General features: G+C 39.6%; 20 protein-coding genes. 2 read left to right on the top strand and 18 right to left on the bottom strand.

The window, feature by feature from the left end:
* Positions 1-71 precede the first annotated feature (71 nt).
* The 18 genes from BS333_RS06320 to BS333_RS06235 form a co-directional block, all read right to left on the bottom strand.
* Positions 72-1,010: a class I SAM-dependent methyltransferase gene (locus BS333_RS06320; RefSeq protein ID WP_021708105.1), complete on the bottom strand. Its 939-nt coding sequence runs from the start codon at positions 1,008-1,010 to the stop codon at positions 72-74.
* A 29-nt stretch (positions 1,011-1,039) separates the two neighbouring features.
* The gene (locus tag BS333_RS06315) at positions 1,040-1,732 is read right to left on the bottom strand and encodes a TIGR01621 family pseudouridine synthase (protein ID WP_021708104.1); all 693 of its coding nucleotides are present in this window, start codon (positions 1,730-1,732) and stop codon (positions 1,040-1,042) included.
* Positions 1,733-1,942: 210 nt separating this feature from the next.
* A complete protein-coding gene (gene trhO, locus BS333_RS06310; RefSeq protein WP_033003174.1) occupies positions 1,943-2,923 on the bottom strand; it encodes an oxygen-dependent tRNA uridine(34) hydroxylase TrhO in 981 nt (326 codons plus the stop codon).
* 393 nt (positions 2,924-3,316) lie between these two features.
* The gene (locus BS333_RS06305; protein ID WP_033003161.1) at positions 3,317-5,167 is read right to left on the bottom strand and encodes an LTA synthase family protein; all 1,851 of its coding nucleotides are present in this window, start codon (positions 5,165-5,167) and stop codon (positions 3,317-3,319) included.
* Between the two features lie 335 nt (positions 5,168-5,502).
* Positions 5,503-6,123 carry an HrpE/YscL family type III secretion apparatus protein gene (locus tag BS333_RS06300; protein ID WP_021708101.1) on the bottom strand — a complete coding sequence of 207 codons (621 nt, stop codon included), beginning with the start codon at positions 6,121-6,123 and terminating at the stop codon, positions 5,503-5,505.
* Entirely contained in the window at positions 6,102-6,767 is a 666-nt protein-coding gene (vscK, locus tag BS333_RS06295; RefSeq protein ID WP_021708100.1) for a SctK family type III secretion system sorting platform protein VscK, read from the bottom strand. Before vscK ends, BS333_RS06300 begins: the two co-directional genes overlap by 22 nt.
* Positions 6,760-7,506 (bottom strand): type III secretion system inner membrane ring lipoprotein SctJ, encoded by a 747-nt coding sequence (gene sctJ, locus BS333_RS06290; protein ID WP_021708099.1) that lies wholly within the window; start codon positions 7,504-7,506, stop codon positions 6,760-6,762. The genes vscK and sctJ overlap by 8 nt, the downstream gene beginning before the upstream one ends.
* Positions 7,507-7,621: 115 nt before the next feature.
* Positions 7,622-7,966 (bottom strand): type III secretion system inner rod subunit SctI, encoded by a 345-nt coding sequence (gene sctI, locus BS333_RS06285; RefSeq protein ID WP_021708098.1) that lies wholly within the window; start codon positions 7,964-7,966, stop codon positions 7,622-7,624.
* An 8-nt stretch (positions 7,967-7,974) separates the two neighbouring features.
* Positions 7,975-8,604 carry a YopR/YscH family type III secretion effector gene (locus BS333_RS06280; RefSeq protein WP_021708097.1) on the bottom strand — a complete coding sequence of 210 codons (630 nt, stop codon included), beginning with the start codon at positions 8,602-8,604 and terminating at the stop codon, positions 7,975-7,977.
* Positions 8,604-8,960 carry a YscG family type III secretion system chaperone gene (locus BS333_RS06275; protein ID WP_021708096.1) on the bottom strand — a complete coding sequence of 119 codons (357 nt, stop codon included), beginning with the start codon at positions 8,958-8,960 and terminating at the stop codon, positions 8,604-8,606. The genes BS333_RS06280 and BS333_RS06275 overlap by 1 nt, the downstream gene beginning before the upstream one ends.
* A gap of 3 nt (positions 8,961-8,963) precedes the next feature.
* On the bottom strand, positions 8,964-9,215 hold the full coding sequence (sctF, locus tag BS333_RS06270; protein WP_021708095.1) for a type III secretion system needle filament subunit SctF: 252 nt from the start codon (positions 9,213-9,215) through the stop codon (positions 8,964-8,966).
* A 66-nt stretch (positions 9,216-9,281) separates the two neighbouring features.
* Complete coding sequence (locus tag BS333_RS06265; protein ID WP_021708094.1) at positions 9,282-9,476, bottom strand: EscE/YscE/SsaE family type III secretion system needle protein co-chaperone; 195 nt, start codon at positions 9,474-9,476, stop codon at positions 9,282-9,284.
* Positions 9,463-10,764, bottom strand: a complete 1,302-nt coding sequence (gene sctD, locus BS333_RS06260) for a type III secretion system inner membrane ring subunit SctD (protein ID WP_021708093.1) — start codon at positions 10,762-10,764, stop codon at positions 9,463-9,465. Before sctD ends, BS333_RS06265 begins: the two co-directional genes overlap by 14 nt.
* Positions 10,765-10,769: 5 nt before the next feature.
* Positions 10,770-12,632: a type III secretion system outer membrane ring subunit SctC gene (gene sctC, locus BS333_RS06255; protein ID WP_021708092.1), complete on the bottom strand. Its 1,863-nt coding sequence runs from the start codon at positions 12,630-12,632 to the stop codon at positions 10,770-10,772.
* Positions 12,633-12,651: 19 nt separating this feature from the next.
* Complete coding sequence (locus BS333_RS06250; protein ID WP_021708091.1) at positions 12,652-13,080, bottom strand: YscB family type III secretion system chaperone; 429 nt, start codon at positions 13,078-13,080, stop codon at positions 12,652-12,654.
* Between the two features lie 22 nt (positions 13,081-13,102).
* Complete coding sequence (locus tag BS333_RS06245) at positions 13,103-14,086, bottom strand: T3SS regulon anti-activator ExsD domain-containing protein (protein WP_021708090.1); 984 nt, start codon at positions 14,084-14,086, stop codon at positions 13,103-13,105.
* A gap of 138 nt (positions 14,087-14,224) precedes the next feature.
* Positions 14,225-15,103, bottom strand: coding sequence for a helix-turn-helix transcriptional regulator (locus BS333_RS06240; RefSeq protein WP_021708089.1), 879 nt, complete (start codon positions 15,101-15,103; stop codon positions 14,225-14,227).
* A gap of 230 nt (positions 15,104-15,333) precedes the next feature.
* Positions 15,334-15,753 (bottom strand): YscW family type III secretion system pilotin, encoded by a 420-nt coding sequence (locus tag BS333_RS06235; protein ID WP_021708088.1) that lies wholly within the window; start codon positions 15,751-15,753, stop codon positions 15,334-15,336.
* 347 nt (positions 15,754-16,100) lie between these two features.
* Here BS333_RS06235 and BS333_RS06230 point away from each other — a divergent pair, with 347 nt between their 5' ends.
* Positions 16,101-16,547, top strand: coding sequence for a type III secretion system chaperone (locus BS333_RS06230; RefSeq protein ID WP_021708087.1), 447 nt, complete (start codon positions 16,101-16,103; stop codon positions 16,545-16,547).
* A 7-nt stretch (positions 16,548-16,554) separates the two neighbouring features.
* Positions 16,555-16,839 carry a hypothetical protein gene (locus BS333_RS06225; RefSeq protein ID WP_021708086.1) on the top strand — a complete coding sequence of 95 codons (285 nt, stop codon included), beginning with the start codon at positions 16,555-16,557 and terminating at the stop codon, positions 16,837-16,839.
* Positions 16,840-16,910: the final 71 nt, after the last annotated feature.

The following is a 16,910-nucleotide window of genomic DNA, read 5'->3' as shown; positions in this document are numbered from 1 at the left end:
AAGTTTCTAACTCTGGTGCTTTCCATGTGACAAGTTTTCACAACGAACTCACAAGAGAGATTCTCTTAAAGTTACTTAGAGATAAATAGCATAACTTTTAATGCCGCTTGGCTATCTGCATCCATAAACTCAGGTGGGTTTTCTAAGCGTGTACAAAAGGTTAACTCTGGTGCTTCTTCTTGCATACTTTCAATCAGAAAGTCACAGGTCACTGAAGGTGAATTGACACACGCTAAGACTTGCCCCCCCTCTGCCAGCAAATCCGGCAAGCGACGCAGGATCTTTTTATAGTCTTTGGTAAGAGCAAAACTTCCTTTTTGAAAAGAAGGCGGATCAATCACAATCAAATCATACTGACCTGCTTTCTTTATTTTCCCCCAAGACTTAAAAATGTCATGCCCCATAAAGCTCACTTTGTTTAAGTTATGGTCATTTAATTTATGATTTTCTCGGCCTTTGGTAAGTGAAGCGCGAGCCATGTCAACATTAACAACCTTATCCGCACCACCAGCAATCGCAGCAACGGAAAAACCGCAAGTATAGGCAAATAGATTAAGAACGTTTTTATGCTGCGCGTTGTTACGGACCCATTCACGTCCGAAGCGCATATCTAAAAACAAACCAAAGTTCTGATTACGCCCAATATCTAATTGATAGCGCAGTTCATTTTCCACAACGATAGGTTGGGCTTCTAATTCACCATAGATCACTTCAGACGGCGAGCCATCGGCATAACGGTGTTGTATAACGATCGAACGACCTTGCTTGTTTTGCCATACTATAGAGTCTGTTAACGCACTCAGTCCTTGTTTAATCCCTGCAATAAAGTCGTCATCCACAGCCTTAAAGATATTAACGATCAATTGCCCTTGTAACCAATCACAAGTCAATTGTTCTAAGCCTTCAAATCGACGACCACGACCATGAAATAAGCGGCGAATTTCATTTGGAGCTTTGTCTAGCTCTGATTTCAAATGCTGAAAAAACAGCGGAAGTTGTGATGCTTGCATCGAATTCTCTTATCAATTTTTTAAATCGTTTATTTCAACGTAGGCCAATTCAATTGCCAAGGCGAAAGCCATGAGTTTATTCCTTCGGCGGTGACTTCATCACGCCATTTATATCCTAGCGTGTCATAATTTCTTGGATCACACACGAAGCGAAATTGTTCACCTTGGTACGAAAAGCAAAGGCAAAATGCGTGCAGATAACCACGATCAGCTTCACTACCTGGGTTGTAAATAGGGTCACCAACAATGCTAGATCCCACTGACTTCAAAGCAACGCGAATTTGATGAGTCTTACCGGTATGAGGCTTACACAAAAAAAGGCGCTCCCCTGGCTCTGCTGCGAGAGAAAAGAACTGAGTAACGGCCGGATTTTGTTTGCTGTTATTTAGTTTCCAAGCAGAGCGTCGAGTACGTTCCATATCTCCGATCACCAAGCCTTGCTTCTTTTTGGGTTTTTTCGCCCCTATCGCAAGGTAAAACTTTTCAACTTGGCGAGCAGCAAACTTTTGAGATAATTGACTTGCAGCCTGAGAATTTCTGCCTAATAAGAGTAATCCTGACGTCATCTTATCCAAACGATGGATAAGATACAGTTTCTCATCTCCTGTCTGCTTTGCTACTTCCTGTAGAAGCATAATATCGCCATCGTCTTTATGGACGGAAATATTGGGGTGTTTATTGATAAGAACAAAGTCTGGATGAGAGTGTAAAATATCGAACATTAGGCAGCTCCACGTTTGGAATGCGAAGTATACCAATTCTTCATCATTAGGCGAGCGCTTTAATTAAAATGGAAAATCGGCAGGAGTAGAAGGAGAGCGCACTGGCTTTAAGAAATAATCACCGCTGCTGTACAAGCGTGGTTCTCATATTTAGAATATACTTTCAATAACTCATACCCGTCTCACAACGGGTATGAGTCTGGGTAAAGCTTAAGCTTGCTTGCGTTGAGCCGATTTTTTGGCTAGTTTTTCCGCACGACGTAATTCGCTTTGTTTCGCTCTTTCGCCACCCACATGTTGTTCACCTCGTTTCGCGGCAAGGTTGACTTGCTTTTCACGCTCACGGAAACGGGCAATTTGCTCTTCGGTATGCTTACCAAAACATTTCGGGCAACTCACCCCTTGCTCAAACTGCTCAGATTGCTTGTCTTCTTCCGTAATAGGGAGTCGACAGGCATTACAAAGATCGTAGCCTGCTTTTTCTAACTGGTGGTTTACTGCAACACGACCGTCAAAAACATAGCAGTCTCCTTCCCACAAGCTTTCTTCTTCAGAAACTTCTTCAAGGTACTTAAGAATTCCGCCTTCAAGATGGTAAACCTCATCAAAGCCCTGTTCTTTCATATAGGCGGTCGATTTTTCACAACGGATTCCGCCAGTACAAAACATCGCGACTTTTTTGTGCTTCTCTGGGTCCATGTTTTCTTTTACATAGTCAGGAAACTCACGGAACGTATCTGTATTGGGGTTCACTGCACCTTTAAAAGTACCGACTTCAATTTCATAATCGTTACGAGTATCGACAACAAATACTTCAGGATCGGAGATCAGTTCATTCCAGTCTTGTGGTTTAACATACGTACCAACAACATAACGAGGATCGATACCTTCAACACCGAGCGTTACGATCTCTTTTTTAAGTTTAACTTTAGTACGGTTAAACGGTTGAGACTCTGAAAAAGATTCTTTGTAAACAGTCCCACTTAAACGTGGCTCTGCATTAAGCCATTCAAGTAACGCATCAATACCGGCACGCTTTGCTGCAACAGTTCCATTAATGCCTTCACTCGCCAGTAATAACGTTCCGTGCACGCTGTGCTCTGCCATCAAGGCAAGTAATGGTTCGCGTAACTCCTGATAATTTTCTAGTTCCACAAACTTGTAAAGCGCGCAAACAACATACTGACTCATGATCATTCCTTACTTCTTCGGTCCGGCAGAAAAAGTGCCGAACTCTAACAATTAAAACGGACGATATTATACCTACGTTACAGGCTATTTACCAATATTGACAAGTTTCATCACTTTAAAAGGTAAAATAATGCTCAAAAGATACATTTTTAATACTTACTATACCCAAGTAACCTCAAGATACTGTGTTCAGCGAGATGACCTTAGCTCTCAGGCGCGGAAACGATTCGAAGATATAGTGGCTCTACATTGAGAATCGTTAACAAAGTCTGAGAGTTAAGGGCACTCGCCCTTTGGGAGCGTGTCACTGAATCAAGCATCTTGAAGTCACTTGGGTATATAACTTTGTACCTGAGTCGCCTCTCGCAATAAAGGGCTGTCTGGGAATGACCGCTATTTGAAAAATGAATTATCAACTAAACCATTGTTATAAATTTGAATGTATGCTTTGAGGTGCTTTTGTAATTCTTCCGGAGTGATTGTATCGTCGGACTGAACTTGCATAAGAAACTCATTTAACTTCTCCGTGTTAATTTGATCATTTTCGACTTGCATACTGGTGACTGAATTGCCATGTAGCAAAATATGCTGATTATTTTCAAAAAATAACGCCCTACCGACTGTGTCACGAGCCAGCATACTCTGGCCAAATGGTAAAAGCTTATCTTTTTCTTGATCCATGAGACCAACGTAGTCTAATACTGTTGCAGGTATGTCGATTTGCTGAACAATTTTGTCAGACTTAAAAGCGCCAATCGTCTTATTCGGTGTATAGAGCAAAACAGGTATTCGATGATTGCCCAGCTGTGTAGCGAATTCACTATCAACATTTTCACCTGTATGATCAGCAGTGATAACAAACAACGTATTGTCATACCAAGGCATTTTCTCAGCCGTAGCGAAAAACTTCTGCAATGCGATATCAGCATAACGAACTGTTCTGATCATCGCAGGGTCGTCAACAGCTAAGGTTTCTCTATACTCTTTTGGCAGTGTAAAAGGGTTATGATTGCTAATGGTAAAGATCGTTGATAAAAAAGGTTGATTCACTTGACCCATAACTTGTGCTGCATACTGCAAAAACGGCTCATCGAAAATCCCCCACTTGCCATCGAAGTCAGTGTGATTAGGATTATCTTTATCATACTGAGTTCTGCCATAGTAGTTATCGAACCCTAGCTGTTCAGCCGTGATATCAAAGAACATCGAGCCATTTTTCGCGCCATGGAAAAACATGCTTTGATAGCCATGGTTTTGCATAATCTCTGGCAAACCATAGAGTTTATCTGAAACATATTCAGAACGAACAAAAGTAGAATTCATTAACTTTGGTATTCCCCAATGAATCGACGGCACAGCATCAATCGAAGCACGGCCATTCGCAAACCCATTTTCAAAATAAAGTCCTTTTTCAGCGAGTGATTTTAAAAAGGGTGTATAGCTCGCATGTGTGGGTAAGTCTTTGACAAATTCAAGGCTGTAGCTTTCTAAAATAATGATAACGACATTAGGTTTTTCTGTACCCTTATAAATACGTGTTGATGCGCTATTCACCTTAGGCTTGATTGCTTGATATGCAAGCTCATCGGTAGCAAACCAATTCTTTTTGTTCAAGTTCGTCTTCTCGCGCTTTAATAAGACGAGGGTGCTGTTTAAAGTGATATCTCCACTATTCGCGCTCGGCCATGCAAGCGCATGATACGTTTTTAGCGGTTTTGTCTGTAGACCACCCCGTATCCCCAACACAACAACAACTGCAGTAAACAAAAACAAAAACGCATATTTTGATCTACTAATAGTATACTTCGATGGCTTACATTGGCTAATTCTTATGATGGAAATTAATGCTACGGTAAAACCTAATGAGATTAATGCATACTGAGCAAATAACTGCCCTATTTGATCTTTAATATCAAACCATAAATCAAAAACCTCAAGACCATTTCGCTTACCTGTAAATGGATAGTATAGTATATCGATAAATGAAAAAATAATGAATGGGGTATTAACTAGCCAAAAGGAGACTTGCAGAAGTTTAAGGCCACGACTTTGATTTCTAAAGAATAAAGGTAATAAAAATACAAGTAAAATGACTGGGATATTGACGGCTAATATGGCTGACAAATCAAATCGAATACCATGTAGAAATGCACTCAATATTGTGGTTGAACTTAAAGTCTCAAAGTTGATTTGATTGTAAAAAAAGAACCCTGCTCGAATGACGCCATAAGTCAAAACAAGCATAATCAACATCTTAGCCAAAGACAAAAAATAACTAAGCGATAGTTTTTTCGGGGGCATAGACAACCTCTAGACACAAAAAACATTAACAAGGTGCAACATCTTTTAATATTAATGGAGTTTATTAAAAGATTTAAATAATTAACGGGATTTAAAAATAAATTATAATAGCCAATTTAGTTAATAATAGCGCAATAAATAGAGATAATATATAGAAGTGTAATTACAATAAAGCTTTTATTCTAAAAACTTTATTATTTAAATTAGGGAAGAATATAACCCCAAGTAAAATTGCACCGAATCAAGCATCTTGAGGTCATTTGGGTATAAGTACTGTCTTACCGTTCACCCAGTTGCTTTTTCATTGCTTGCCGCAAAGCTTGCAACTGTCCGTCAATGCTCGCATCTATAATACCGACCTCTGTTTCTAGAATACAGCCACCGTTTTTCAATCGTCCATCTGCAACAACATCAACATAACCGACCTCTGGGAACTCACTTAATACAGTAGATACATTTTCTTTGACTTCTGAAACTTGGTCAGGGTGCACATGTAAAATTACTTGTTTTTGGTTACTCACCAGATACAAGGCCTCTTTTACAACACGAGTGGTTGTTTCTACATCATCAAAGGTATTAATTATCTTACGTACCGCTTCTAATACTACCTCTGTCATTTTATTTTCAACTTGAAGATAATATTGGTTGCTCTTAGCCAGAGTATCTAAGAGGATCTGAGCATTTTCCACTTTTGCTTGTTCCATTCCCGCTTGATAGCCACGTTGTTTCTCAGCCTCATAGGCTTGTTGGGCTTGCTGAATAATACTTTCCGCTTTTGCACTGGCAGCATCGACTAAATGTTGTGAGTCAAGATAGCGTGTGTAGTCTTGTGCCTTTAGGACTTTCAGCCCGGGAGTGAGCTTTAAATTGTCCGTTTTTATTTCAACAAATGAAAACATTGAGGAATTACCTGTTTAGCAATTTTTTTTATTAATCGATAAGCGAGATCATGATTTTCTGTATTCAACCAGTCAGCATTTTCCTCTGCCATTGCAAACTTTATATCTAATTTAAACTGACACCTTTTTAGAAGGCTGCTCGGCAAAGATGAAAGCAAAGATTTGAACCACAGGTAACCTATAAATAATGCTTCCTCTGCTAAGCTTTGCTCATCAAAGCTGTTAGGAAGCGACCTTTGCCAATCATTGGGCCATTGAGCAATCAGCATAGGGCCTTGCTGGGTTAGAAATTTGACTTCTTCAAGACCAAATACATTATTCAGACACTGCTTTGGTTCTTTAAGTACAACTTGTCGCATCGCTTGGCTATACATCACACCTCCTACCGTTAAAAGTAATTTATTAAGCTCTTTACACGGAAGCAGCACCAAACTGGAATAAGGATGGTGAAAATGATGTTCTGCAACGGGTGATAATGTCCAATTTTCTAAACACCATTGATTGACCAAAGCATTTGTCCGCCAACCTGTGATTTTTGTCAACCAAGGCTGACTTTCGCGTAGCCAACTGCTATGCATATATTGAGCGGGACAAAAGTTGAATTGGTGTAAGCGCTGAGCCTCTGATAAGTTATCATCAGCCACGATGAGTGATCCTACGAGTCCAGAAATAAGTCGCCACATTAGAAGCGATTAAAAGTAAAAGCAGGAATACCACAATACCGATTAACCGATTGGCGGTGCCCTTAGTCACGCGAACAGACAAAACTGTCTCAAGCTGATTACCCTTAGAGGCCACTCTTACTTCTGATGAAGGCACCATCACGACACTAATACGATCATAGTTAAGTCCTTCAATACTGTTATTAACCAACAGTTTGATTTGAGGCACGTAAGAGTCGAGGGCAATGTCAGCCGCATGCTTAATAAATACAGATGCAGAAGCAGGCGTTGCTCTTTCACCTGGTCGTAAATTTTCGGTTTCTAAAACAACATGTACACGCGCGACAAGCACACCATCAATTTGTGATAGTGTCGATGAAAGTTCTTGTGATTTTGCATAAATCAGTCGGGCACGCTCCGCCAAAGGTGAAGAAATTAGATCATCTTTAGGAAAGACTTCTTTCAATGTTGAGAACTTTTCTTTGGGGTACCCTTTACGCTTTAGAGTATCGACAGCAAAGGCCATTTGAGAACTATCAACCATCAGATTAATTGTATTATCTTTACCGGGTTCTTTACTTGCATTCACTCCTTCTGAAAGGAGAATGGACAACATTTCGTTGCCTTCTTGCTGACTGATATTGGTGTAAAGCTCTGACTGACACCCCACCAGTATCAAACAAAGTAACAAGAAAAATGAACGTGTTATATTTATCATCATAATGTTTTTTCTAAACTAGTGTCCGCTCGCTAGCGCATTTGCTATTAGGTATAAATGGTCAAGTGCGCTCAAGATGCTTCATTCAAAACGAGGCTATTTGGGGCTACATGAGGAGTTACTGCGCTTTTACCAAGGTTTCTATATTTTGCACAGTCTTACCTACCGTTTTTGCAATCAATTCTTCCTGAAAAGTAATCCGTGTTAATGCCCACTGCATTTGCATAAGCTGTGCTGGATCGTTACCGACCAACTGCATATTATCTTTAAGGTCGCGCTTGGCTGAATCTAAATCATGCTTAAGTTCACTAATGCTTTTTACTAACCCATCTTCAACCCCATCATTGGCTTCTGGGCGAGACATCGCTTGTTCAAAACGTTCTGTTAATGCTTCATCTGCATGTGCATCTTGTATCTGCTCTAAACTCGTTTGCATGACTTCAGTGAAGGGAGAATCAATCATAAGTTTTCCTATTCCAATTCAATTTTATGACTATTTGTCATGAAATTTTTTGCAAGAGCGTTCATTGTGATGACATGACCAAGTTCAGTACGAATTATATCGACCGTTGCTGCCATGTCTGGTTGAGACTTCAATTCAGCCCAAGTATGGAAAAGCGCTTGCTCTTTATGAGCCCCTAGATGATAAAAATCAGCTAACCGTGCTTTGAGATCTTCTCGAGTCTGAGGAATATCTGTCATGATGGAAGCGCTAAAAGTACCGAGTAGTTCTTCCTCCAGTACATTGAACAAAACAGGAGAAGCGTTTTCAGTTCCCTTTGCAGCCAATTCTTGATTGTAGCTATACCAAAGAGCATTTCTTACATCATGCTGATTGTTAAAGGTCTTATTCAAAGAACGCATCAGAGACTTTAAGTCAAAATGTCCATCTTGCTTGAACTCTTCATACCAATTTTTGACCTGCTTATAACCTGACGGAGCTGAGGCACTCTCAGTCACTACATTCTTTGAATAGAAATCTGCACTGTTCTTATTCCGGGTCATAATACTATGCATTTTATTGGCATCTCGTTGATCATAAGAAGCCTGATGGACCTCTTGCCTCAATGGCACGATGCTTCCTTGAGACTCAACCTTCATTAAGCACACCTAATATCACGAAGATAGGACTGAGCAAACTCTTGTGATTGCTGGTTACCCTGCAATGCCGTTTGCAGTAAGCTCTCGGCTTGATTAAGTAACCCCGCTTTACCCGCTGCTAATGCCGCTAAGCTAATAAGATCTGGAAAATCCGTGCAGAGAGGAGCGAGCAGTCGATATGCATCATGGTACAAACCTCTATTCATCAAACTCATTGAGCGAATCATAGCAATGACTTCTTTAGAAGCTGCACTCTTCTCAAGGCTATCAGCGATAAGATTTGCTTCTTTATGTTGATGCATACCTGTTGCCATCAATGCAATTTCAGCAAGCAACAACCGCATTTCTTGTTCCATCGATTACACCTTTTGTAAAATGGACTGCATAACATCTTTAATAGAGCGTGTCGTTGTAGATGCAATGTTATATATCACTGACCATTTATTAATAGCGTGCTGCAGCTCAGCAAGCTTTGAAGGATCATCAGCACTCGAACTTAAGTTATCAATCGCTGTGTTTACCGCCTCGTTTGCTTCTTTAGCTTGCTGTGCCAGTTTATCTTTGACGGCATCAAGATTGACACCGTTACTAGGATCGTAATAAGAAGGCATAGATTTTCCTTTGTATTAATTTGAATTTATTTCAATAAAGTATGCGAGCTCAAAATGCTTTATCAGTTAATATTGATCAATCACCGACTTTGCCGCTTGATAAGCTTCATATTGGCTCATTAATACCTGATACTCTTTAGGTGAGCATCCCATATCAAGCTTACGCTTAACTGCGAATTGAGCTTGATCCAACCGTTCAATAACATCGCGTTTTGCTTTGCCATCTGAATCATTGTCGAGTATTTCTTCAAGATTTGTCATTGCGACCATTGCCCTCATGACCTAAGTCGATACTAATTATTTGTCCAGCTTTGACTAGCTCAATACCATCCGCTGTTATACTGGATATTCGATAGCCTTGCGGCGTTTTGGCGCCAACAACATAACGAATATTATCCGTAAGGATTACATAAGGAACCTCACCAAAATTGACACTTTTGAAAGGGAAATCGATATTCTTCCCCTTGCTTACCTTTGGAATAGATTTTAAAACCAAATAAGGTTTTTCTCCGTATTGTTCACGGAACTGGCGAGTTACGCCATAAAACCGAGTTGTTTCTAGATCATCAAGATCACCACGAATTTCAATTCTGTCATCATTGGTCACCAGTTGCACTTGAGTGAGTAAATTCGCTTCCGTCAGTAATGTTTTTAGGGTATCCATATAGGCCCCTGCTCTTTTTAATTCGACTTTCCAAGCAATTAAACCCGGCACATCTCGCTCTAGAATCTGTTCAACTTGACTCCAACGACTGGCATCGTCGATGTACCCCGTTAAAAGTACTGTCCCTCTTTCTTCACCGTTCTCAACTTTTACCTGATGATAACCAAGGTTGCGTAAAATAAATTTCACACCACGCCGAATTTCTTCCATGGTTCGCAAATCACTTTTGTAGTTAATACCAAGAGCATCTATTTTATCGAGCAGATTCAATTGCTGAGTGCGATCTTCGATATAACCATCCAATACCGCTTGCTGTTCAGTCGCATTCCACTCCACGCGGATATCGTTTAACTGAAGTTCCTTCAGGGTGTTACGTACTAAAACAATGGGTTCAGCTTCAGCGATGACTTCCTGATCGTGCGTCTGAGTTTGTTCCCACCAAATACCAGCTAAAATGGCGCTTGGCAGTAAACTACATAACAAACCAACGGATATTACTTTTTTCCAGCTTATCGTCGTTTTCTGAGTACTCGCTATTTCTCCACTTTGTGGTTCTCTAGAATCGGATTCAATAAAGAGATCGTCTTCAACATAACCAATAGAAAAGCGAAGGCTTCCGATACTCACTAAAGACTGGCGGGCTAGGATTAAACCCTCACTAGATAGAGTGACACTGTCACCATCCACTTTCACTTCTTCTGCATTAAGTAGAAGTGGTCCCTCTTCATTTGTTTCAATGGTTAGGTGACTTGCTTTAATTCCCGAGTCCGTCAAAACCACATCAGCAATGAAGTCATCACTACCTAGAACGAAGCTGCCAGACGGTAAATTAACTTCAACACCAGAATGAACACCGGAGAGAATACGTATTTTCCATTGTTCCATCGATGTTATTGTCCTTCTTTTGGCCGGACGCATTGTTGCTGAGCGCTGTCACACTTGGTGATTTCAACTCGCCAACCTAATTCACCCGTTGGCAAATTACACTGGTTACGCATAGAAGTTTTCTGCTGTGAAGCAAGATCCTCTTGATGGCGCTTTGCTTGCTCTTCAGTAGTGCAACTAAAACGAGCAACTGCGGATTTTAAATCGGCACTGTCATTTGACAGATGTTTGAATGCCGAAATCTGAGAACGAAGATCTTGCTCATTATCAATCAAGACATTATCTCCAATACCATCCACAATGATTCTTGGTTCAATGATGAACATCCTAACGGTCCGGCGCATCGTACTCGAATTACTACGAAATAAAGCCCCTAGATAAGGAATATCACCCAGTAATGGAATTTTACGTAGCTGATGGCTCATTTCATCCCGATAAACACCACCGATAAGCAGGCTCTGACCTTGCTTCACAGTCGCGAGTGTGCTGATCTCGGTTTTACGAATAGAAGGCACATCATCAACGCTTCCATCCGGGATTTGCGCGCCATCTTCTAAATGCAAACTGAGATTAATTTCCGGCTGTGGTGCATATCTATCACCAACAATACGCGGAACAATTCGCAATAACGTCCCGTAGGTAACTTCTTCTAGTGCGGCTGTCTCATTACCAATCAGTTTGACATAAAAAGTCGTGCTATTGTTGAGGACAGCTTCGACATTTTCTTGAGTCAGTAACGTCGGTCGAGAAACAACCTGAGCTGAACCTTTTGTTTCCAACAATCGAATTTGGGCAAGCAGGTAATTTAAATTGCTTGAATCCAATAATGAACGAAAGGTCTCCCCGCTGCCTAGTGTGACATCACCGCCACCAACATCACCGGTTGTTTTAATATCCAAGATACGATTTCCACCGACAGACACGCCTGCACGCCAATCTATACCTAGCTGATTCAAATCATTCGCACTGATGTCTACAATAGATAGAGCGACTTCAATTCTTGACTGCGGTCGATCAAGCTGAGCCACTAATTTTCGGTATAACGGTAACCGTGCTTGGGTATCTCTTACGATAATGGCATTTAGACCCGGCTCTGCCTCCACAGTAGCTCCAGCATGAATATTCACTGGGGAAGACGTCTGGTGCATTAGTCCTTGCTGATCTTGATTTATATTCGAGCTTTGTACGGTGCGAACTTGCGTTTGAACGCCTGATAACACTCGATTTAAAACAGAGGCAATACCAGGAACCGCAATTTTTTGATCACGATAACTGATCTCCCTATCTGTAGCCGAAGCGTATTTAAGAGGAATAATTTCGACAAACAATTCATCGGTAGAGTTTGCTGTTTTCATCAGACGAGCTTCTAAAGCTTCGGCCGTTTGCTGGATTAACTCAACGTATCGAGGAGGACCGGACAGGTACACTAAACCTTTATTCTCAGAAGCTCTCCAAGCATAACGACTATCCCATATTCCTGTCGATACCAAGGTACTTTTCAACTCACGGGCAGTTAACAGCTCTAATTGCAGCAATCGAGATCTTGTTTCTGTTGATTTATAAACATGAAGTACGGAGCCATCAAAATACCACATCAAGTTATAAACTTGAGATAGATAGTTTAAGAATTCCTCGGGGTCTTCTGGTGTAAAACGACCACTTACTTTTTCATTAATTTTATCACTAACGGAAACAGAGACTCGATAGTTCGCACCAAAGTTATTAAACAGCTCCTTTAAAGTGTCATTATCTGCATAGTAACGAAAAGGCTGTTCAGGCCAGTTTAAAGTTGAGGCTTTAAGTGAAAAGCTGAAGGATAACGATAGGACAACTAGAGTTATCTTTGAAAGTAAGGCAATATTTTTCATTAATTCTACCGATATACTACTACGGAAGCCAAACCGTTTGGTTAATGCTTTTGTTTACACGTTCTTGCTCAAGTTCAACGCTTAATTGCTCTACAAACGACATATGTTTAGCAAGGTATTGAGATAAAAGATCGACTGAACAATCCTCCAATTTCACTTTTCCTTGCACTAAGAGCTGTTGATCTTTGTTTACCGTTAGCGTGCTCGGTGAACTTCTCAACTTTTTCATCGCGTGCAACATACAACTTTTAATGGCTGCTTCTGCTCGATAGTCATATCGTTCTGTAAATTGAAATGGCAAAGTCGTTTCCCATAAGATCCAATTTGAATGCTGATGAAGGTCAACGACTGAGTAGTCAATTTCAAGTCGATAAGAGCCGTCATTCAACGGAATAAATGGTTCCATCTTTAATGACAGTGCAAGCGTTTTCATTAGCTGTTCAAACATACAAAACCTTACTTATTTGAGCTTAAATTTGGCTATGGTGGTTGCAACTTTGACCGAATTCCATGCTTTGAATATCGAAGTAATATTGATCGATAGCGCTGACTGTATCCATCTCTTGAAACCACTTCCAAACTTTGGATAATGCATTAAGATCGTTATACGCCAGCTCACATGCATTCCATACCTCATTCAACTCAGCACCTTGAATACGGACTTCTGAACACCAGTTTTTCCATTCAGAAAGAAATTCCTCATTTATTGACTGAAAACGATTAAAATCTTTGAGTCGTTCTAAAGCTGGACGCCACTCAGATAATAAGACGTCATGTGATTGCATCGCACATACCATGCCTTCTTTATGTTCAATACGCTGCTTTAATGCTATCTGTTGCTTCTTCAACAATTCAATTTGTTGCTTTGCAAATACTTTATATTCCACTTCTGAGGATAACTGTGACCAATACTCCTGCTGAGCGTTTAATTGACACATCAACTGATTATTTTTTGATGAATGCTTAAGTTCATCTGAGCCGACTTTTTGATTCAGCCATTCTTTTAGAGTAATAAGCATGCACTGGGCTAAGGTTTGTGGCGCTGCGAGATTAAAACGATAACCCAAGCATTGATCAATATAGGTTAATTTCTGATCACAGCTGACCAACAAACGGCTATCACTCAGTTGACCGCCAACTTCTAGTAAAAGACGAATGGATAACTTATCCAGTTTAATACCCAGTAACTGATGAGTCTTAATCAATCGACTAGTCAAAAGACAATCGACAACGGTTCGGCTTAATAAACGCTGTAATAAAGATAACTGTTCAGAATCAATAACACCTTGATTGCTCAATTGCTGGTAGTTCACATTGATCGTATTGGTTGAGCATTGTGTTTGTTGCTCATCAGGGGTTTCGTATCGAGCACCTTGTTTCAATACCGTAATTTTCCTTTGCTTAGCTTGACGATTAGGAAAACTAATACGATCTTGAAAATACTGCTTTTTCATCTGCCTTTTTCTCCGAATCCACTTCGAATAGTCAAAAATGAGCTAAATTCATGGTTATGTTCTTATCATCCAGATCCTAACGAACCTTCAAATCAATGCCTTTCAAAATTAGTCAGAAAGTTTTAGTCTTCGGGCATTTTAATGTTCAGCGATCAATTTATCGTCATGAGAACGGACACGACTTGGCGTGGTCCCGAAACGACGACGGTAGCTTTGGGTGAAATAAGACTGGCTTGAAAAACCTGTCTCCATAGCAATATCGACAATACTCATTTTGCTCGTCAGAAGTAATTTGTGAGCATGTAACAAACGTCTTTCACTAATCCAAGCTCTCGGAGAAATACCATAATGCTCATTAAAAAGCTCTTTGAATGTCGTCAGACTCGCACCAAACTCTTGAGCATAATCCGTCAGTTTCCACTCTTTTAGATAATGAAGATCCATAAATCGATGTAACCTATCAGCGGCTCGATCAGTCAAACTGTGCAAAAGCGCATGCAACTCATCACCTCGCTCCCCATGGAGTAACAAGATCAGCATTTCCTCATATTTTAGAGACATGATCGCTTCTGGTAATGGTTGTTTTTCTAAGTTCTGAATACCCGTAAGCACATGTTCAATAAGTGTATTCATGCCGAACATAAATAGACCATTCACATGACTATGTGCTTTTGGTAAAGCCATCAAAAGCTCACTGTGTTTGAGTAAAAACTGACTTAATAAATCATGTTTGAACTCAATGACAGAAGCTTTAAACTTTGAGTTGATGGCTAAATACTCTAAATAGTACTCTCCCTGTGCCAGAAAAATCCCTTGCCCTGCAACAACGTCTATAGTGCTACTGCTGTTTTGCACACGTAATTGACCACTGTGGACAACAACAATCTGAGCCTCCTCAGAGTGATACACCTCTTCTTGTGTTTCACTATGGCAAATAGTCTTAATCGCTTGCAAGTTTGCCTCCTGATATAAATACCGTGAAGTAACAAAGGAAAATACAGTACCCTGTAAATTCATTAAATTTCCTATGACTGTTCCCCATGCTCTTTGTCGCTAATTTGAACGCAAATATATGAGCATCATTTCTTAAATAAGAAAGAAGAATAGTCGCAGAGCGTTTACAATTATAAATAACAACTAGGTCAATAACACTTAGGATATTCTAATAAACAATATCCAAAGTCAACAATGAGCCCAATACATTGGTCATTAACAATCTTTAACAAAGTTAAATAATTAAACTCAAGCTAGTTATTTTTGATATTTTTTTCATTAATATTAAATACTATATTTCTCTTAATCCCACCAGCAGTAAATAAATAAGACTGCTCTTCCTCTGCCAAGGTTTTACCAGAAGATATCAGTGTGGCTTTCACCTTAATTTGACCATTACCAGCCTGTATGGGTGACAGCAAAATAGAATAATGAATTGGTAGCTGCATGCCTTGGTATTCCTGATCAGAAACAATAAGGCATTGATTTTCAATCATTGCACAGACTTCAAGCTTAACAACAGTACTAATAGGTGGAACATAGCTATTGACGGTTATCCAACCAGAGATGTCTGATTGGTTTGCATTGGAAAAATCAGATGTCATCGGTATTACTTGACTGCAGCCCTGTATAAGAAAGCTGAAGAAAAGACTAATTATGGTCTGTAGTTTCATAATAGATTTACTTTAATCTGAGAATAAAATCTATTCTTAATATTTTTCACATAATATTCAAGCTCGGTAATGATATTTTTGACATATAGAAATAATGAGGTGAAGAAATTTGCTTAGCTTAACATTTACACATAAAAAAAGACTTATAATACAATGATCAATAAATAAAAAAATGGAACAAATAAAACAAGGCTCATATCATTTGAAATATAAAAAAATATTCAGCAACAAATGATCATATTCTCAATATTAAGACAACGACTAATAAATAAAAAAAGAGACTATTATTAGTAAACTTATTCAATGAAAAGGCTTACATTTCATCAAAAATCAATCAGGAAGCCTTTATGTCAGCATGCCAACTTGTCAATGAGATTTTCCATACCTTTGCTCAACAAACGGGTTTATCAGGAATACAGTTAACTGATAATGAGTTGGGACTCGCTTTTGATGAACATCTGAAAGTTCACTTTATCTACAACCCTAACGATAAAACTTTACAGATGGAGGCAGAAGTGACTGACCTCAGGCTGATCAATACTGAGATGCACCGTTCATTTCTGGCATTTAACTATCACTGGTCAGAACACCAACTATTCTTCAGTTTAGATAATGATAGACACCAACTCTGTTTGAATACTTTTATTACTGTCGAAAATTTAAACTATGAACATTTCGAACAAACTTTGAGCAATTTATTGGACCATGCTGAACAATGGGAATCATTGCTCTCAACTCATGTTGACGCTGACAAAGCAGTACCTGTGTCGGCGATTCCAGAAATGAGGGTCTAAAAAGATTATGCCACATGAAATTCTCTATAACTCAAGTAATGTATCGCAAGTACAAACCCAGAAAAGTAATCCAATTGGGGATGCAGCAAAAGGGTCTTTCGGCAATCGGAACGTTACTTTACTTGATATCAGTGTGCAAAAAGGACAACGCATATTAGCCAAGCAATCTTTGCAACACTCCGTAATGGAGCAGCTTTCTGTAAGACTAGACGAAAACTTTTTAATCGGGGCGAGTGGTTTTACTAGTGAAAGAAGAAGCTTAGCAGAAAGAAGTGTCACCTTGCTTAGTTGAAGGCCTTGTCACTTTTTTATATCTGTTTCAAAAACAAAGGACAAGCACCACGGTGAACACTGATGTTTGTC

It is taken from the genome of Vibrio azureus (assembly GCF_002849855.1).
GTDB classification, from domain to species: domain Bacteria; phylum Pseudomonadota; class Gammaproteobacteria; order Enterobacterales; family Vibrionaceae; genus Vibrio; species Vibrio azureus.
The sequence above is the reverse complement of the archived record's forward strand: the minus strand, read 5'-3'. Positions and strand labels throughout refer to the sequence as shown.